The organism is Spirillospora sp. NPDC048819 (assembly GCF_040650055.1).
In the GTDB taxonomy this organism is placed as follows: domain Bacteria; phylum Actinomycetota; class Actinomycetes; order Streptosporangiales; family Streptosporangiaceae; genus Spirillospora.
Genome location: NZ_JBEZGN010000050.1, coordinates 1 through 13,445, shown reverse-complemented (window position 1 = coordinate 13,445; position 13,445 = coordinate 1). Strand labels below are relative to the sequence as shown.

Below are 13,445 nucleotides of genomic sequence, written 5' to 3'. Positions count from 1 at the left end.
CCGCCGGCCGGCGTCGCCGGACCGGCGGCGTCGCCTAGCGGGGGGCGCGGCCGATCCGGCGGCCGGTGATGAGCTCGGGGCGGATGCGGATGAAGTGGTCGCGTTCGCCCGGTGCCCAGGTGCGCAGCGGCAGGGCCTCCAGCGCGGCGACGGCGGCGGGATCCGCGACGTGCCGGGCGCGCCCGACGGCGACCACCGACCAGCCCGCCATCGCGTCGGCGTCGAACTCGTCGATCTCGAACGCGACGACGGTGCCGGCGGCGGCGCCGGCCAGCCTCGACCTCCCCGACGTCCTGATCACGATGGCACCGCCGCTGAACGCGAAGTTGACCGGCTGGATGGCCGGGAGCGCCTGATGGGTATAGACGATCCGCCCGATCGTGGCCTGGGCGAGAAGGTCGCGGCACTCGTCCTCGCCGAGGATCTCGAGGCCGCTCTGGTCGAGCTTCATCCGTCCAGCGTGCGGTACCCGCGGACGGAAGCGTAGGGACGAAGGTCCCCTTCGGGCGACGCGCGGGGTGGTGCGCGATCCGGCCGGGGCGGGCGGTAACGTCCCGGTGAACCGATCCCGGTCAACGTCCGGCCCGTCCAGGGAGGCACCCCCGTGCTCGAGGTCACCACCGCCGATGTGCGGCTCTTCCTTCACGTTCTCGCCGCCACGATCTGGGTCGGCGGGCAGATCACGCTCGGCGCGCTCGTCCCGGCGCTGCGCGGCTTCGAGGGCGTCACCAAGGTCGCCGCCCGCCGCTACAACATGGTCGCCTGGCCCGCGTTCGCCGTCCTGGTCCTCACGGGGGCCTGGAACATCACCGCGGGCGACATGGGCGACGCGGCGCAGCGCACCCTGGAGGTGAAGCTCGTCTTCGTCCTCCTGTCGGGCGTGGCGGCGTTCCTGCACACCAGGGCCCGCTCGAAGGCCGGTCTCGCCGTCTGGGGCGCCCTCGGTGCGGTGGGCGCGCTGGCCGCCCTGTTCTTCGGCGTCCAACTCGGCTGATCATGTGCCCGAAATATACTGAAGTATCCCGTTGTATCCAGGACGTCTGCCTCTGTTCATCCTGACCCGCTGACGCGCATGCTGGTGTTGTCGGGCCTCGCTCAATGGCGAGGGATGGGCGAGACCTTGCCCTGTTCTCCCTCGCGACTGCCCATCGGGGGACGACATGAGGCAGATCATCATCGTGGCGGCCGCCGCGCTGATCGCCGCGGTCCTGGCGATCGCCGGCGCCGTCGCGTTCATCGAGCTGAGCCCGGAGGAGTCGCGCGACGCCGGCCGGGTCGGCGAGACCCGGACGTCGGCGCCGCCCGCCCAGGAACCGGAGAGGCGGGCGCCGCCCGAGCCGCGGCCCACCGTCACCGTCACCGAACCCCGGAACCCGGCTCCGGCGCAGCCCGGCTACAGCACCGCCGACGCGAACTTCCTGGCGCTGATCGCCGCCGACGGCATCACCGCCCCGGACGACTGGGCGATCGAGGCGGGGCGGGCGACGTGCGGCCAGGACTACGCGTCCGCGCGTGAGTACCTCACCGACGGCGGCCTCTACGACCACCACGTCCAAGTGTTCCTGGACGACTGGATGATCACGCACGGCGGCTGCTGACGCCGGACGCGGCCTGGCCGGCGATCACGTCCAGGGCGTCCAGCAGCTCGGGCGGCCCGTCGACCTCGAAGCCGGCGTCGAGCATGAGCAGGTTCAGCGCCAGCCGGTACGGGGTGTCGCCGCCGGCGTGGACCACGCACGTGCCCTCGTCCACCGGCTCGACGAGAACGGACGCCGGGACGCGCTCCGCGATCTCCCCGGCCGGCGCGTGGACGGTGACGCGCGCCCGGTGACGGGCGAGCGCCGCGTCCACCCCGCGCGGAACCAGGTCGGCGGGCGGGTCGTCGCGCGGCGTGAAACGCGGCCCTTCCGGGGTGCGCGGGGTCAGCCGGTCGACGCGGAAGGTGCGCCAGCCGTCGCGGGAGACGTCCCATCCGACCAGGTACCAGCGGCGGCCGGTGTGCACCAGCCGGTAGGGCTCGACCTCGCGGACGGTCTCGGTGCCGTCATGGCGCCGGTAGCCGAACCTGAGCCGGCGGTGGTCGCGGCAGGCGGCGGCGATCGCGGCGAGGGTGCCCGCCGCCACCGTGGGGCCTCCGGGCGTCAGCGGGGTCGTGTATCCGTGCAGCGCGGAGACGCGGCGCCGCAGCCGGGACGGGAGAACCTGCTCCAGCTTGGCCAGCGCCCGGACGCAGGTCTCCTCGATCCCCGCGACCGTGCCGCCGGCCGCCGTGCGCAGGCTGACGGCGACGGCCACGGCCTCCTCGTCGTCCAGCAGCAGCGGCGGCAGGGCGGCACCCGCGCCGAGCCGGTACCCGCCCGCCGCCCCCGGCACGGCGTGCACCGGGTAGCCGAGGCCGCGCAGCTTGCCGATGTCGTAGCGGATGGTCCTCGGGCTGACCTGAAGGCGTTCGGCGAGCTCGGCGCCCGTCCAGTCCGCGCGGGTCTGCAGCAGCGACAGAAGGCGCAGCAGGCGGGCCGAAGTTTCCAGCATGCTCGCATTCTCCCGCGATCGCGGCAGGAATCTTGCCGCATTGGGAGAGAGGGTTCTTCCATGAGCGAAGACATCCGTCCCTTCCGCATCGAGATTCCGCAGGCCGACCTCGACGATCTCCGCGAGCGGCTCACCCGGACCCGGCTCCCCGGCCAGGTCCCCGGCACCGGCGCCGAACGCGGCGTCCCCGAGGACCGGGTGCGCGAGCTGACCGGCCACTGGGCCGCCGGCTACGACTGGCGCGAGCACGAGGCGCGGCTGAACGAGCACCCCCAGTTCGTCACCGCGATCGACGGGCAGCGGATCCACTTCCTGCACGTCCGCTCGCCCGAGCCGGACGCGACGCCGCTGATCCTCACGCACGGCTGGCCCGGCTCGGTCGTCGAGTTCCTCGACGTCATCGGCCCGCTGACCGACCCGGCCGCCCACGGCGGCGACCCCGCGGACGCGTTCCACCTCGTCATCCCGTCGCTGCCGGGATACGGGTTCTCGTCCCCGCTCGCCGGCGGAGGCTGGACGCTGCCGCGCATCGCCGGGGCGTGGGCCGAACTGATGGACCGCCTCGGCTACGACCGGTACGGCGCGCAGGGCGGCGACTGGGGGTCGGGCGTGTCCCGCGAGCTGGGCCGCCTCGCCCCCGACCGGGTGATCGGCGTGCACGTCAACTTCCTGCTCACCTTCGGCTCCCCCGAGGGCCTGGACGAGGCCGACCGGGAGCGCCTGGCCGGGATGGAGCGCTTCACCTCCGAGATGGGCGGCTACATGGCGATCCAGTCGACCCGCCCGCAGACCCTCGCCTACGGGCTCGCCGACTCCCCGGCCGGGCAGCTCGCGTGGATCGCCGAGAAGTTCTCCGAGTGGACCGAGAACGGCGTCGACCGCGACGCGCTCCTGACCAACGTCACCCTCTACTGGCTGACCAACACGGCGGGCTCGTCGGCGCAGCTCTACTACGAGTTCGCCCACGCCTGGGGGGAGAGCGAGCCGTCCCCGGTCCCGACGGGCGTCGCCGTGTTCCCCTTCGAGGCGGCCCTGCCGGTCCGCGCGCTGGCCGAGCGCACCGACAAGATCGTCCGGTGGACGGAGTTCGACCGCGGCGGCCACTTCGCCGCCATGGAGCAGCCCGGCCTGCTCGTAGCCGACATCAGGGACTTCTTCCGTGATCTGACCCGCGGGTAGATCGTCTAGGTTTGCCCCATGAGCGATTCTGTGGCGGTGGGGCTGGTCGGGGCGGGGCCCTGGGCCGGGATGGTGCACGCTCCGACGCTGGCGGCGGGGCCGTCCACCCGGCTCGCGGGGGTCTGGGCCCGGCGGCCGGAGGCGTCCGCGGAACTGGCCGGCAGGCACGGCGCGCCCTCGTTCGGGCGGATCGAGGAGCTGTTCGACGCCTGCGAGGCCGTGGCGTTCTCCGTCCCGCCGGACGTCCAGGCCGACCTCGCCGCGCGGGCCGCCCGCGCGGGCAAGGCCGTCCTGCTGGAAAAGCCCCTCGCCATGGACCTCGACGGCGCCCGCCGGGCGGCCGGCGCCATCGCCGAGGCGGGCGTCGTCTCCCAGATGGTCTTCACCCTGCGCTACTCGCGCGCCGCCCGCGCCTTCCTCGGCCGGGTCCGGGATCTCGACCCGTTCGGCGGCTACGGCTCGTTCGTCTCCTCGGTGCTGAGCGGCGGGCCGTTCGCCACGCCGTGGCGGCTGGAGAAGGGCGCGCTGCTCGACCTCGGCCCCCACATCGTCGACCTGCTGGACGCCTCGCTCGGCCGGGTCGCCGGCGTCCGCGCGCACGGCGACCCGCTCGGCTGGCTGGGGCTGACGCTGGAGCACGAGGGCGGCGCGGTCAGCCAGGCCTCGGTCTCGATGGCGGGGACGGGGGAGCTGCCGCCCGCCCACGTCGAGGTGTACGGGCGCAACGGGCACGCCCGGCTCGACTGGTCCGAACTCGGCGACGACGCGTTCGCGACCATGGTCGCGGAGTTCGCCGGTGCGGTGCGCGGCGAGCCCGGCGGCACGCTCGACGCCGCGCACGGCCTGCGCATCCAGGAGATCCTCGCCTCGGCCGAGGCGCAGCTCGCGGCGGAATGACGTCTGCCATGCTGGATCCCATGGCTCGTACGATCGATCAGATCCTCGCCGACGCGCGCGTCCGGCTGGAACGCCTCCACCCCGGCCAGGCCCACGCCGAGACGCGCGACGGCGCGCTGCTGGTCGACATCCGGCCCGCGGCCCAGCGCGCGGACGAGGGCGAGGTGCCCGGCGCGCTGATCGTGGAACGCAACGTCCTCGAATGGCGCCTCGACCCGGTCTCCGCCTCCCGGCTCCCCGTGGCCACCGGCCACGATCTGCGCGTCATCGTGTTCTGCTCGGAGGGCTACACCTCCAGCCTCGCCGCGGCGTCCCTGCACGACCTGGGCCTGACCCGCGCCACCGACGTCGTCGGCGGCTTCCGGGCGTGGCGGGCCGCGGGCCTGCCGACGACCGGGGGAGCGGGCGCGTGAGCACCGTCGTGCTCGCGGGCAACCCGCGGCCGAAGTCGCGCACCCTCGGCGCGGCGCTCCAGGCCGCCGAGGCGATCGACGAGCGGATCGGGGTCACCGCCGGCGCCGCGACCGTCGACCTGTCGGTGCTGGCGCCCGACCTGCTGAGCGCGGTGCCGCCGCCCGGTGTGCAGCACGCCCTCGACACCGTCGGCGGCGCGGACGTCCTCATCGTGGCGACCCCGACGTACAAGGCCACCTACACCGGGCTGCTGAAGGTGTTCCTCGACCGCTTCGGCGCGGGCTCGCTGGCGTCGGCGGCCGCCCTGCCCCTCATGGTGATGGGCGACCCCAGGCACTCCCTCGCCGTGGAGACGCATCTGCGTCCGCTCCTCGTCGAACTGGGCGCGAACGTCCCGACCCCCGGCCTGGCGCTGCTCGAAGCACAGCTCGCGGACGCCGAGGACGTCATCGGGGCCTGGGCCGACCGCGTCGCCCCGCAGGTCGCCGGCTTCCTCGCCAACAGATCCGCCGCCACCTGACCTGCCGCGGAGACCCGCAATTCCCTGGGCCATTCTCTTAGCGCGTACGGCCGATTTCACAGGGTGATTTCACGTTCAACTTAGTGATCTTCTCCGCCGTTTTAGCGGAATTCGATAAGACATGAACGTATTTCTGGTCGGGTCTTTGTTTTGTTGGATCACTCGGGTACAAACAAGTTGTATTCCGCGCGGTCATGGCTCCCCGCTCACCGCGCGAAGGGGGCCGTGTGCGGGCGTGCCGCACCCGGAAGCACAAAGGCCTCTCCGAGGAGGAGACCCCGTGAAAGCTCCCATCAGACTCGCCGCTCCGATGGTGGCCGCGTCCGCCGCGCTGGCCCTGGCGGCGGGCACCGCGTCCGCCGCCACCACCACCGTCCGCGAGGAGACCGCCACCGGAGCGCCCTACTCAGGAAACTGGCAGGTCTCCACGGTCGGGCCGCTCACCTTCTCCGTCGACTTCCTGGGCTCGGAGGTGACCGGGTCGTGTGAGAGCGCGACGCTGGAGGGCACCGTCGTGTCCACCGGCGCCGGCGAGCTGACCGCGGCGTCGATCGGCGCGTGCGAGACCTCCAACGGGCTCAGCTCGCCCGCCACCGACCTCGACCTGAGCGAAGTGCCCGACAAGAGCGGCCAGGTCGCCTACGACCCGGTCGCGGGCGGACGCGACGGCACGCTGACCATCAACGCCGGCCTCAGCTTCAAGATCGAAGGCAAGATCCTCGGCTTCACCGTCACCTGCTACTACGGCTTCCAGACCGGCGGCACCCCGGGGCTCGCCTTCGACGTCTACAACCGCGACAACCCGAACCGCCCGCTCCCCGGCCTCGACGACGCGCAGGGCGCATCCGACGACATCACGCTCGTCCGGCAGTCGGGAAGCAGCGGCCTGTGCCCGTCCAACGGCACCGGCAGCGGCGCCGCCACCGCCCGCGGCGAGACCACCCCCGGCTCAGGCGTCTTCGACCGCAAGCTCTACCTGACCTCGTAAACCGCGGAGGAACGGGAAAGACGGCCGGGCCCCGGGGCCGGTGCAAGGGAGTGGTCATCCTCCTCGGGGCCCGGCCGCCCCTCTGCCCTCGCGATGCTGGGTCGCCGCGTCGGAACGACCGGGGGCGTACGGCCGGAATCCTCCTGGGCGAACGCGAGGAGTTCGAGCGTAACTCCGCAGGTCAGCGCACGGTAATGACAGCTTGCTTACAGTTGTTTCCCACCGGTGTCCGGATCCCCGCGTGGCAAAATCACCCGGCCTCGCGCCGGGGATGTGGCCTGAATCACGTCCGGGTACGTCACGACCGGCGGCCCTGGCCCGTCCTGATGCAGAAACCGTCATGTCCCGGCGACGCGGCCGGGGCGCATCAGGGGAGGTCGTCATGCGAGTTCTCGTCGCCGGGTCCACCGGGGTCATCGGGCGCCGGCTCGTCCCGCTGCTGGAGGCCGTCGGGCACGAGGTGACCGGGCTGGCCCGCACCCGGCGCCCGGCCGCCGGGCGCACCGTGACCGCCGACGCGCTCGACCGGGACGCGCTCGCCCGCGCCGTCGCGGACGCCGCGCCGGACGCCGTCGTCAACCTGCTCACCGCGATCCCCGCCGCACCCGACCCGAGACGCCTGGCCCGCGACTTCGCCGCCACCAACCGGCTCCGCACCGAGGGCGCCCGCAACCTGTACGACGCGGCCGCGCAGGCCGGCGTCACCCGCGTCCTCGCGGAGGGACTCGCCTACGCCTACCAGCCGGGCGACGGCCTGGCCGACGAGGACGCCCCCCTCTGGACCGACCGGACGCCCGGGCAGTTCGCCCCCGTCCTCGCCGCCCTCATCGAACTCGAACGGCTGACCGCCGAGGCCGGGGGACTGGTCCTGCGGTTCGGCCACCTGTACGGGCCGGGCTCCGCCTTCGCCGGGGACGGGGCGTTCACCGGCCGGGTCCGCGCCGGCAAGGTCCCCGTGGTCGGCGGAGGCAACTCGACCCTGTCGTTCACCCACGCCGACGACGCCGCGACCGCCCTCGTCGCCGCGCTCGACAAGGAACTGACCGGCGTCCTGAACGTCGTGGACGACACGCCCGTCACCATGGCCGAGTTCCTGCCCGCGTTCGCGCAGGCGATCGACGCGCCCGCGCCCAAGCGCGTCCCCGCGGCCCTCGCCCGGCTCGCCGTCGGGGGCTGGGGCGTCGCGTACATGAACGGGCTGCGCGGCGCCCGCAACGCCCGCGCCCGCCTCCGCCTCGACTGGCGACCCAGGCACGCGTCCTGGGCGGACGGCCTCGCGGCGGGCCCCGGCCCGGCGGGCGGCGACCCCGCCCGCGCGGCATGATCGCCCCATGGACCCGACGACCGGGGCCGCCGAGGAGCCCGCGATCTTCGAGAGGCACCGGCCGCTGCTCCTCGGCCTCGCCTACCGCCTGCTCGGCAGCATGTGGGACGCCGAGGACGTCGTCCAGGAGGCCTACCTGCGCTGGACCCGGACCGGCGCCGCCGGCATCAGGGACCCGCGCGCCTTCCTCGTCACGATCGTGTCGCGGCTCGCCCTCGACCAGCTCCGCTCCGCCCGCGTCACCCGCGAGGCCTACACCGGGCCGTGGCTGCCCGAACCCGTCCCCGCCGGCGCGTTCGGGCCGCTGGAGACCGCAGAGATGACCGACACCCTCGCCTACGCGACCCTGCACATGATGGAGCGGCTGTCGCCGCCCGAACGCGCCGTGTTCGTCCTGCGCGAGGCGTTCGAGCTGCCCTACGAGCAGATCGCGGGCGTCCTCGGCGTCCCCGCCGCGACGTGCCGCCAGCACCACCACCGGGCCGCCGCACGCCTCGCGGAGGGCCGCGACAGGTTCCGCCCGGCCGCCGCCGACCACACCGAGCTGCTCGGACGGTTCCTGGACGCCGCGCGCGGCGGCGACCTCGGCGCCCTCACCGAACTGCTCGCCGACGACGTCGTCGCCTGGAACGACGGCGGCGGCCGCACCCGCGCTGCGCTGTACCCCGTCGAGGGCCCCGCGCGCGTCGCGGCGTTCATCGCGGGCCTCGCGTCCCGCTACGGGCTCGGCGCGACCGAGATCGTCGAGGCCAACGGCGGCCCCGCCGTGTGGACGCGCATCGACGGGCACGGGCAGCTCGCCGTGTTCGACATCCGGGACGGCCTGATCCACGCGATCTACGGCGTCCTCAACCCGGACAAGCTCAGCCGCGTCCGGCCGCCCGGATGACGGCCCGCGAAGCCGCCCGCCCGGCACATGCGGGACAATGGGAGGCGTGAGAGCGGTGGCCATCTCCGACACCCACGCGCCCCGGCGCTGGAAGGCGTGCCCGCCGCGGGTGGCCGCGCACCTGCGGGACGCCGACGTGATCCTGCACGCCGGCGACGTGTGCACCGCCTCCGTCCTCGACGAGCTGGCCGAGTACGCGCCCGTCCACGCCGTCCTCGGCAACAACGACGGACCGGACGTCGCCGCGTGGGGCGCCCCCGAACGCCTCGAACTCGACCTCGGCGGCCTCGCGGTCGCCATGGTCCACGACAGCGGCCAGGCCCGGGGCCGGACCGCCCGGATGCGCCGCTGGTTCCCAGCGGCCGACCTCGTCGTCTTCGGGCATTCGCACATCCCGCTGGACGAGACCGGCGACGGCATCCGCATTTTCAACCCGGGATCGCCCACCGACCGCCGCCGCCAGCCCCACGGCACCCTCGGCCTCCTGGACATCCAGGACGGGCGGCTCACCGGCGCGAAAATCGTTCCCGTCACCTGACCGCGGCCCACGAGAATGCGTGAATGGACGCCGCACCGCACGGACGCCTTCCCTGGGAAGGAACACCCGCGCATGTCCGCGCAGACGTAGAAGGGCTGCTCGGCGCCCGCGTCATCGACGCCGCAACCCAGCCCGGCGGTTTCTCCCCCGGCGTCGCCGCACGCCTACGGCTGGACGACGGAAGGCGCGCGTTCGTCAAAATCGCAGGCCCCGAACCCAACCCGGACACCTCCGCCCTGCATCGCGCCGAAGCCCGCATCTCCGCCGCCCTGCCCGCGTCCGCGCCGGTGCCCCGGCTGCTCGGCTCCTTCGACCGGGACGGCTGGGTGACCCTCGTCTTCGAAGACGTCGACGGCCGCCACCCACGCGAACCCTGGGACGCCGCCGAACTCGACCGTGTCCTGGGCGCGCTCGGCGAACTCGCGTCCGCCATGACCCCGGCGCCCATCGACGCGCCCACCGCCGCCGAACGGTTCGGCGCCGTGTTCCGGGGGTGGCGGCTCCTGACCGCCGGCGAGGACCTCACCGGCCTCGACCCGTGGGTCCGCCGCAACCTCACCCGGCTGGCCGCCCTGGAGGACGCCTGGGAAGAGGCGTCCGCTGGCCCGGCACTCGCCCACGCCGACCTCCGCGCCGACAACCTCCTCCTCACCGCCGACCGGGTCGTCGTCGTCGACTGGCCGTGGGCCTGCCTCGCGGCGCCGTGGTTCGACCTGGTCACGACGCTCCCGAGCATCCGCATGCAGGGCGGCCCTCCGCCCGCCGGCGTCTTCGCCGCCCATCCCGTCGCCCGGCACGCCGATGACGCCGCGGTGACGTCCGTTCTCGCCGCGCTGGCGGGATATTTCGTCCGGTCGGGCAGGCAGCCGCCGCCCCCGGGCCTGCCCACCCTCCGCGCGTTTCAGAAGGCCCAGGGCGACGCCGCCCTCGACTGGCTGCGGCGGCGCATGGAATCGTCACCCTGAGACGATGAGACGATCGCCGACAGATGAGGATTCCGGCATGACCGACCGCGTGACCGTGAACGTCCACGAGGGAGTCGCCGACGTGCGGCTCAACCGCCCCGACAAGCTGAACGCCCTCGACATGGCCACGTTCGAGGCGCTCGCCGAGGCCGGGGAGACGGTCGGCGCGGACCCGTCCGTCCGGTCCGTGGTCCTGTCCGGCGAGGGCCGCGCGTTCTGCGCCGGGCTCGACTTCGCCAACTTCGCCGCCATGGCCGGTGACTCCGCCCGCGACGAGGGCGCCGACCGGTTCCGCCGGCTGGCGCAGGACATCACCGCCCGCGAGCCGGGACGCATCACCAACCTCGGCCAGCAGGCGGTGCACGCCTGGCGGGAGATGCCGCAGCCCGTCATCGCCGCCGTCCACGGCCACGCCCTCGGCGGCGGCCTGCAGATCGCGCTCGGTGCCGACATCCGCATCGTCGCCCCCGACGCGAAACTGTCGGTCCTGGAGATCCGCTGGGGCCTGGTGCCCGACATGACGGGAACCGCCGCCCTGATCCGCCTCGTCGGTGAGGACGTCGCGAAGGAACTCACCTTCACCGGCCGCACGATCAGCGGCGAGGAGGCCGCCCGCATCGGCCTCGCCACCCGCACGGCCGCCGACCCGCACGCCGCCGCGACCGAACTCGCCCGGGAGATCGCCGGCCACAGCCCCGACGCCGTCCGCGGCGCGAAACGCCTGCTCAACCGCGCGGCGGACGTCGACCTGGCCGGCCAGTTCCTCGAAGAGTCGCGGACGCTCGGCGCACTGCGCGGCGCCCCCAACCAGGTCGAGGCCGTCCGCGCCTACTTCGAGAAGCGCCCGCCCGCCTTCACCGACCCGTCCTGACGCGGCGGGCCTAAGAGCCGTCCGGCCCGCCCCGGCCCCAGAACCGGGCGATGCCCGCGGCCAGGGCACGGCCCTGCGCGACGCCCGCGAGCGCCGCCGGTGTACGCGTGGACGGGGACAGCGGGTCGGTGCCGAACGCCTCCAGGGACGCCTCGTCCGGACTGATCACCTCGACGCGTCCGCCCTCGTCGTTCACCGCGGCGATGTCCGCGTCAAGCCCCGGGTCCTCCATCGGCGCGATGACCAGCACACGCTCGTGGCCGGCGGCGAGGTCGGCGTTGGTCAGCGACCGCACGCCGCCGTCCACGTACCGGACGGCGTCGATCGTCACCGCCGGCCAGATCATCGGGACGGCGCAGCTCGCCGCGACCGCGTCGACGAGCCCGACCCCCGAGTCGCGGTCGAAGACGCGGAGATCACCGGTCAGGGCGTTCACCGCCGTCACCTTCAGCGCCCGTGACGGCCACTCGTGACGGGGCAGCCGCCCCTCGATCACCGCCCGCCGCTCGGCCTCCGCGACGGTGTCGGCGGCCAGCGCCCTGGCACCGAGCGCCCGCCGGATCATGACGGGATCGTCGTTCTCCTCCGCGAGCCGCATCCAGATCTCCGCGAACTCGGCGACGGTCACGCCGCCGGACGGAACCAGCTCGCGGTTCTGCAGCTCGGGATCCACCTGCCGCGCCAGCAGTTCCGCGACCGGCAGGCCGCTCCCGAGCTGCGCGCCCACCGCGGCGCCCGCCGACGTCCCGACCAGCAGATCGGCGCCGGTCACGTCCGCCCCGTCCTGGGCGAGCCCGGCGATGACGCCCGTCAGCCAGGCGATGCCCGCGACACCGCCACCACCGAGAACCAGGGCACGTCCGCTCATCAGCGGCCTCCGGGAAGGTACCCGCTCACAGGCGGGACGACGTCGATGCGCACAGGGGGCGGGAGTGTCACCAGGAAGTTTCCGCGTTTCACCCGCCAGAGCGTAAGGGGGCCCGGTGCGGTCCCCGGCGGCCGGGGTCAGGCTGCGAGGAAGGAACCGAACGGCAGGTTCCGCACCAGCCAGAAGAGGAGGACCGCTCCGAAGAACGCCCAGATGAACGCGGGGTGAGCCGCCTTCGTGCGGGTGGGACGGTCCCGAACCAGGGCCCTCGCCCACCGGAACCAGAAGAACGCCAGTACCGGGACCATCGCCACAGCGAAGACGTTCAGCCCCAGCGCATCATCGACGCGACCGTGCGCGAGGGCGTGAATGGTCCGCATCGCTCCGCAGCCCGGGCACTGCAAGCCGGTCAGCGACAGGAACGGGCAGGTCGGATAGTGACCTTCCTCATTCGGATCGACCGCGGCGATGTAGGAGACGACCGCGGCGGTGAGGACCAGGACACCGCCCGGCCGGAGCAGCCGGACCGCCACCGCGGCCGCGGAACGGCCGCTGTGGCCGCCCCGCCGCCCGGTGGGGGGCCCGCCCGGCAGAACCAGGGCGGACCGGCGCTCGTGCGTCATGACTCGGGAGCCGTCAACTCGCGAGGGACAACTGGATGATGAAGGAGATGATGCCGCCGATGACACCGACGACCGCGGCCACGATGGCCCAGGTCTTCGCGTTGCCGGACGCCTTCTGGGCCCCGGCCTGGTCTCCGGCCTGCCACTTGGAGTTGACCTGCGCGGCGAAGACGATGGACACGACCCCGGCGGGCAGGCAGCAGAAGATCGTCGAGAGGATCGCCCACACCAGGTGGTTCGGGGGCGGGCTGCCGGCGCCGTAGGGGTTCGGCGGCGGGGGAGCGGGCGGGTAGGCCATGGTCGTACCTCCGTGCATATGGGCTGGGTAATCCAAGAAGATAGATGGTTACCAGTCCCGGTGGGTTCCCGCCTAGACGGCACGTTCGTCTCGATGTGGGGTCCGCGACCCCTCCGAGTTGACGTGGCCGCCCCGAACCCGTAAGTTAACCCCTCGTCCCCACACGGATGCAGGACGCCCGCACGGCGGCCGGCCGACTCCGGGGAAACCACTACTGAACCAGCCGACACGGCATCGCCGTGCCCGGCCTCCTGTGGTGGGTTGGAAAAGGTCGATTTTGACAATCGCGCCGGATCTGATGAAATAGCTGCACCGCCCGGAAGGCGCCGCGCAAGCGGCAGCGGAAGGGCGTTATCGGAAAATGGCCTGAAATTGACAGGCGGCCCGGATCCGGTAAAGTAAGGCGAGTCGCCCCGGGGCGGGACACGCGAAAGCGGGTCCAGCACGGTGGGTGTCCGTTTCTTGAGAACTCAACAGCGTGTTAAAAGCCAGTGCCTTTATCGGTCCGGTTGTTGTTTGGCCGGGCCGCCCCGTGCCGC

At 73.4% G+C, this 13,445-nt stretch carries 17 protein-coding genes; 12 read left to right on the top strand and 5 right to left on the bottom strand.

Features of this window, described 5'->3' with window-relative positions:
* Positions 1–34 precede the first annotated feature (34 nt).
* Positions 35–451 (bottom strand): pyridoxamine 5'-phosphate oxidase family protein, encoded by a 417-nt coding sequence (locus tag AB0C35_RS41140; protein ID WP_358468366.1) that lies wholly within the window; start codon positions 449–451, stop codon positions 35–37.
* Between the two features lie 153 nt (positions 452–604).
* Here AB0C35_RS41140 and AB0C35_RS41135 point away from each other — a divergent pair, with 153 nt between their 5' ends.
* Positions 605–994: a hypothetical protein gene (locus tag AB0C35_RS41135; RefSeq protein WP_358468363.1), complete on the top strand. Its 390-nt coding sequence runs from the start codon at positions 605–607 to the stop codon at positions 992–994.
* Between the two features lie 166 nt (positions 995–1,160).
* Positions 1,161–1,598 (top strand): hypothetical protein, encoded by a 438-nt coding sequence (locus AB0C35_RS41130; protein WP_358468360.1) that lies wholly within the window; start codon positions 1,161–1,163, stop codon positions 1,596–1,598.
* Here the strand turns inward: AB0C35_RS41130 and AB0C35_RS41125 are convergent.
* Positions 1,579–2,532: a WYL domain-containing protein gene (locus tag AB0C35_RS41125; RefSeq protein ID WP_358468357.1), complete on the bottom strand. Its 954-nt coding sequence runs from the start codon at positions 2,530–2,532 to the stop codon at positions 1,579–1,581. The genes AB0C35_RS41130 and AB0C35_RS41125 overlap by 20 nt on opposite strands.
* Positions 2,533–2,592: 60 nt before the next feature.
* On the opposite strand from AB0C35_RS41125, the gene AB0C35_RS41120 reads away from it, so the two are divergent.
* The 10 genes from AB0C35_RS41120 to AB0C35_RS41075 all read left to right on the top strand — a co-directional run bounded on the left by AB0C35_RS41120 (position 2,593) and on the right by AB0C35_RS41075 (position 11,117).
* Positions 2,593–3,711, top strand: coding sequence for an epoxide hydrolase family protein (locus tag AB0C35_RS41120; protein ID WP_358468354.1), 1,119 nt, complete (start codon positions 2,593–2,595; stop codon positions 3,709–3,711).
* 18 nt (positions 3,712–3,729) lie between these two features.
* On the top strand, positions 3,730–4,608 hold the full coding sequence (locus AB0C35_RS41115; RefSeq protein WP_358468352.1) for a Gfo/Idh/MocA family oxidoreductase: 879 nt from the start codon (positions 3,730–3,732) through the stop codon (positions 4,606–4,608).
* A 20-nt stretch (positions 4,609–4,628) separates the two neighbouring features.
* Positions 4,629–5,021, top strand: coding sequence for a rhodanese-like domain-containing protein (locus AB0C35_RS41110; RefSeq protein ID WP_358468349.1), 393 nt, complete (start codon positions 4,629–4,631; stop codon positions 5,019–5,021).
* On the top strand, positions 5,018–5,542 hold the full coding sequence (locus tag AB0C35_RS41105; RefSeq protein WP_358468347.1) for an NAD(P)H-dependent oxidoreductase: 525 nt from the start codon (positions 5,018–5,020) through the stop codon (positions 5,540–5,542). The genes AB0C35_RS41110 and AB0C35_RS41105 overlap by 4 nt, the downstream gene beginning before the upstream one ends.
* 280 nt (positions 5,543–5,822) lie before the next feature.
* Positions 5,823–6,530, top strand: a complete 708-nt coding sequence (locus AB0C35_RS41100) for a hypothetical protein (RefSeq protein ID WP_358468344.1) — start codon at positions 5,823–5,825, stop codon at positions 6,528–6,530.
* A gap of 382 nt (positions 6,531–6,912) precedes the next feature.
* A complete protein-coding gene (locus AB0C35_RS41095) occupies positions 6,913–7,854 on the top strand; it encodes an NAD(P)-dependent oxidoreductase (RefSeq protein ID WP_358468341.1) in 942 nt (313 codons plus the stop codon).
* A 7-nt stretch (positions 7,855–7,861) separates the two neighbouring features.
* Positions 7,862–8,743: an RNA polymerase sigma factor SigJ gene (gene sigJ, locus AB0C35_RS41090; RefSeq protein WP_358468338.1), complete on the top strand. Its 882-nt coding sequence runs from the start codon at positions 7,862–7,864 to the stop codon at positions 8,741–8,743.
* 37 nt (positions 8,744–8,780) lie between these two features.
* Positions 8,781–9,281, top strand: coding sequence for a metallophosphoesterase family protein (locus AB0C35_RS41085; RefSeq protein ID WP_358468335.1), 501 nt, complete (start codon positions 8,781–8,783; stop codon positions 9,279–9,281).
* Positions 9,282–9,304: 23 nt separating this feature from the next.
* Positions 9,305–10,246, top strand: coding sequence for an aminoglycoside phosphotransferase family protein (locus AB0C35_RS41080; RefSeq protein WP_358468332.1), 942 nt, complete (start codon positions 9,305–9,307; stop codon positions 10,244–10,246).
* A 37-nt stretch (positions 10,247–10,283) separates the two neighbouring features.
* A complete protein-coding gene (locus tag AB0C35_RS41075) occupies positions 10,284–11,117 on the top strand; it encodes a crotonase/enoyl-CoA hydratase family protein (protein ID WP_358468329.1) in 834 nt (277 codons plus the stop codon).
* A gap of 10 nt (positions 11,118–11,127) precedes the next feature.
* Here the strand turns inward: AB0C35_RS41075 and AB0C35_RS41070 are convergent, their stop codons facing one another.
* From AB0C35_RS41070 to AB0C35_RS41060, 3 genes are all read right to left on the bottom strand, one after another.
* Positions 11,128–11,985 (bottom strand): patatin-like phospholipase family protein, encoded by an 858-nt coding sequence (locus tag AB0C35_RS41070; RefSeq protein ID WP_358468326.1) that lies wholly within the window; start codon positions 11,983–11,985, stop codon positions 11,128–11,130.
* A 137-nt stretch (positions 11,986–12,122) separates the two neighbouring features.
* Positions 12,123–12,608 carry a DUF2752 domain-containing protein gene (locus tag AB0C35_RS41065; RefSeq protein WP_358468323.1) on the bottom strand — a complete coding sequence of 162 codons (486 nt, stop codon included), beginning with the start codon at positions 12,606–12,608 and terminating at the stop codon, positions 12,123–12,125.
* Positions 12,609–12,621: 13 nt separating this feature from the next.
* Complete coding sequence (locus AB0C35_RS41060) at positions 12,622–12,906, bottom strand: CD225/dispanin family protein (protein WP_358468320.1); 285 nt, start codon at positions 12,904–12,906, stop codon at positions 12,622–12,624.
* Positions 12,907–13,445 lie beyond the last annotated feature (539 nt).

Excerpts from the sequence above, each read along its gene's own strand:
- AB0C35_RS41140 (WP_358468366.1), bottom strand. The coding sequence starts at position 451 with ATGAAGCTCGACCAGAGCGGCCTCGAGATCCTCGGCGAGGACGAGTGC.
- AB0C35_RS41130 (WP_358468360.1), top strand. The coding sequence starts at position 1,161 with ATGAGGCAGATCATCATCGTGGCGGCCGCCGCGCTGATCGCCGCGGTC.
- AB0C35_RS41125 (WP_358468357.1), bottom strand. The coding sequence starts at position 2,532 with ATGCTGGAAACTTCGGCCCGCCTGCTGCGCCTTCTGTCGCTGCTGCAG.
- AB0C35_RS41120 (WP_358468354.1), top strand. The coding sequence starts at position 2,593 with ATGAGCGAAGACATCCGTCCCTTCCGCATCGAGATTCCGCAGGCCGAC.
- AB0C35_RS41115 (WP_358468352.1), top strand. The coding sequence starts at position 3,730 with ATGAGCGATTCTGTGGCGGTGGGGCTGGTCGGGGCGGGGCCCTGGGCC.
- AB0C35_RS41110 (WP_358468349.1), top strand. The coding sequence starts at position 4,629 with ATGGCTCGTACGATCGATCAGATCCTCGCCGACGCGCGCGTCCGGCTG.
- AB0C35_RS41095 (WP_358468341.1), top strand. The coding sequence starts at position 6,913 with ATGCGAGTTCTCGTCGCCGGGTCCACCGGGGTCATCGGGCGCCGGCTC.
- sigJ (WP_358468338.1), top strand. The coding sequence starts at position 7,862 with ATGGACCCGACGACCGGGGCCGCCGAGGAGCCCGCGATCTTCGAGAGG.
- AB0C35_RS41085 (WP_358468335.1), top strand. The coding sequence starts at position 8,781 with ATGGGAGGCGTGAGAGCGGTGGCCATCTCCGACACCCACGCGCCCCGG.
- AB0C35_RS41080 (WP_358468332.1), top strand. The coding sequence starts at position 9,305 with ATGGACGCCGCACCGCACGGACGCCTTCCCTGGGAAGGAACACCCGCG.
- AB0C35_RS41075 (WP_358468329.1), top strand. The coding sequence starts at position 10,284 with ATGACCGACCGCGTGACCGTGAACGTCCACGAGGGAGTCGCCGACGTG.
- AB0C35_RS41070 (WP_358468326.1), bottom strand. The coding sequence starts at position 11,985 with ATGAGCGGACGTGCCCTGGTTCTCGGTGGTGGCGGTGTCGCGGGCATC.
- AB0C35_RS41065 (WP_358468323.1), bottom strand. The coding sequence starts at position 12,608 with ATGACGCACGAGCGCCGGTCCGCCCTGGTTCTGCCGGGCGGGCCCCCC.
- AB0C35_RS41060 (WP_358468320.1), bottom strand. The coding sequence starts at position 12,906 with ATGGCCTACCCGCCCGCTCCCCCGCCGCCGAACCCCTACGGCGCCGGC.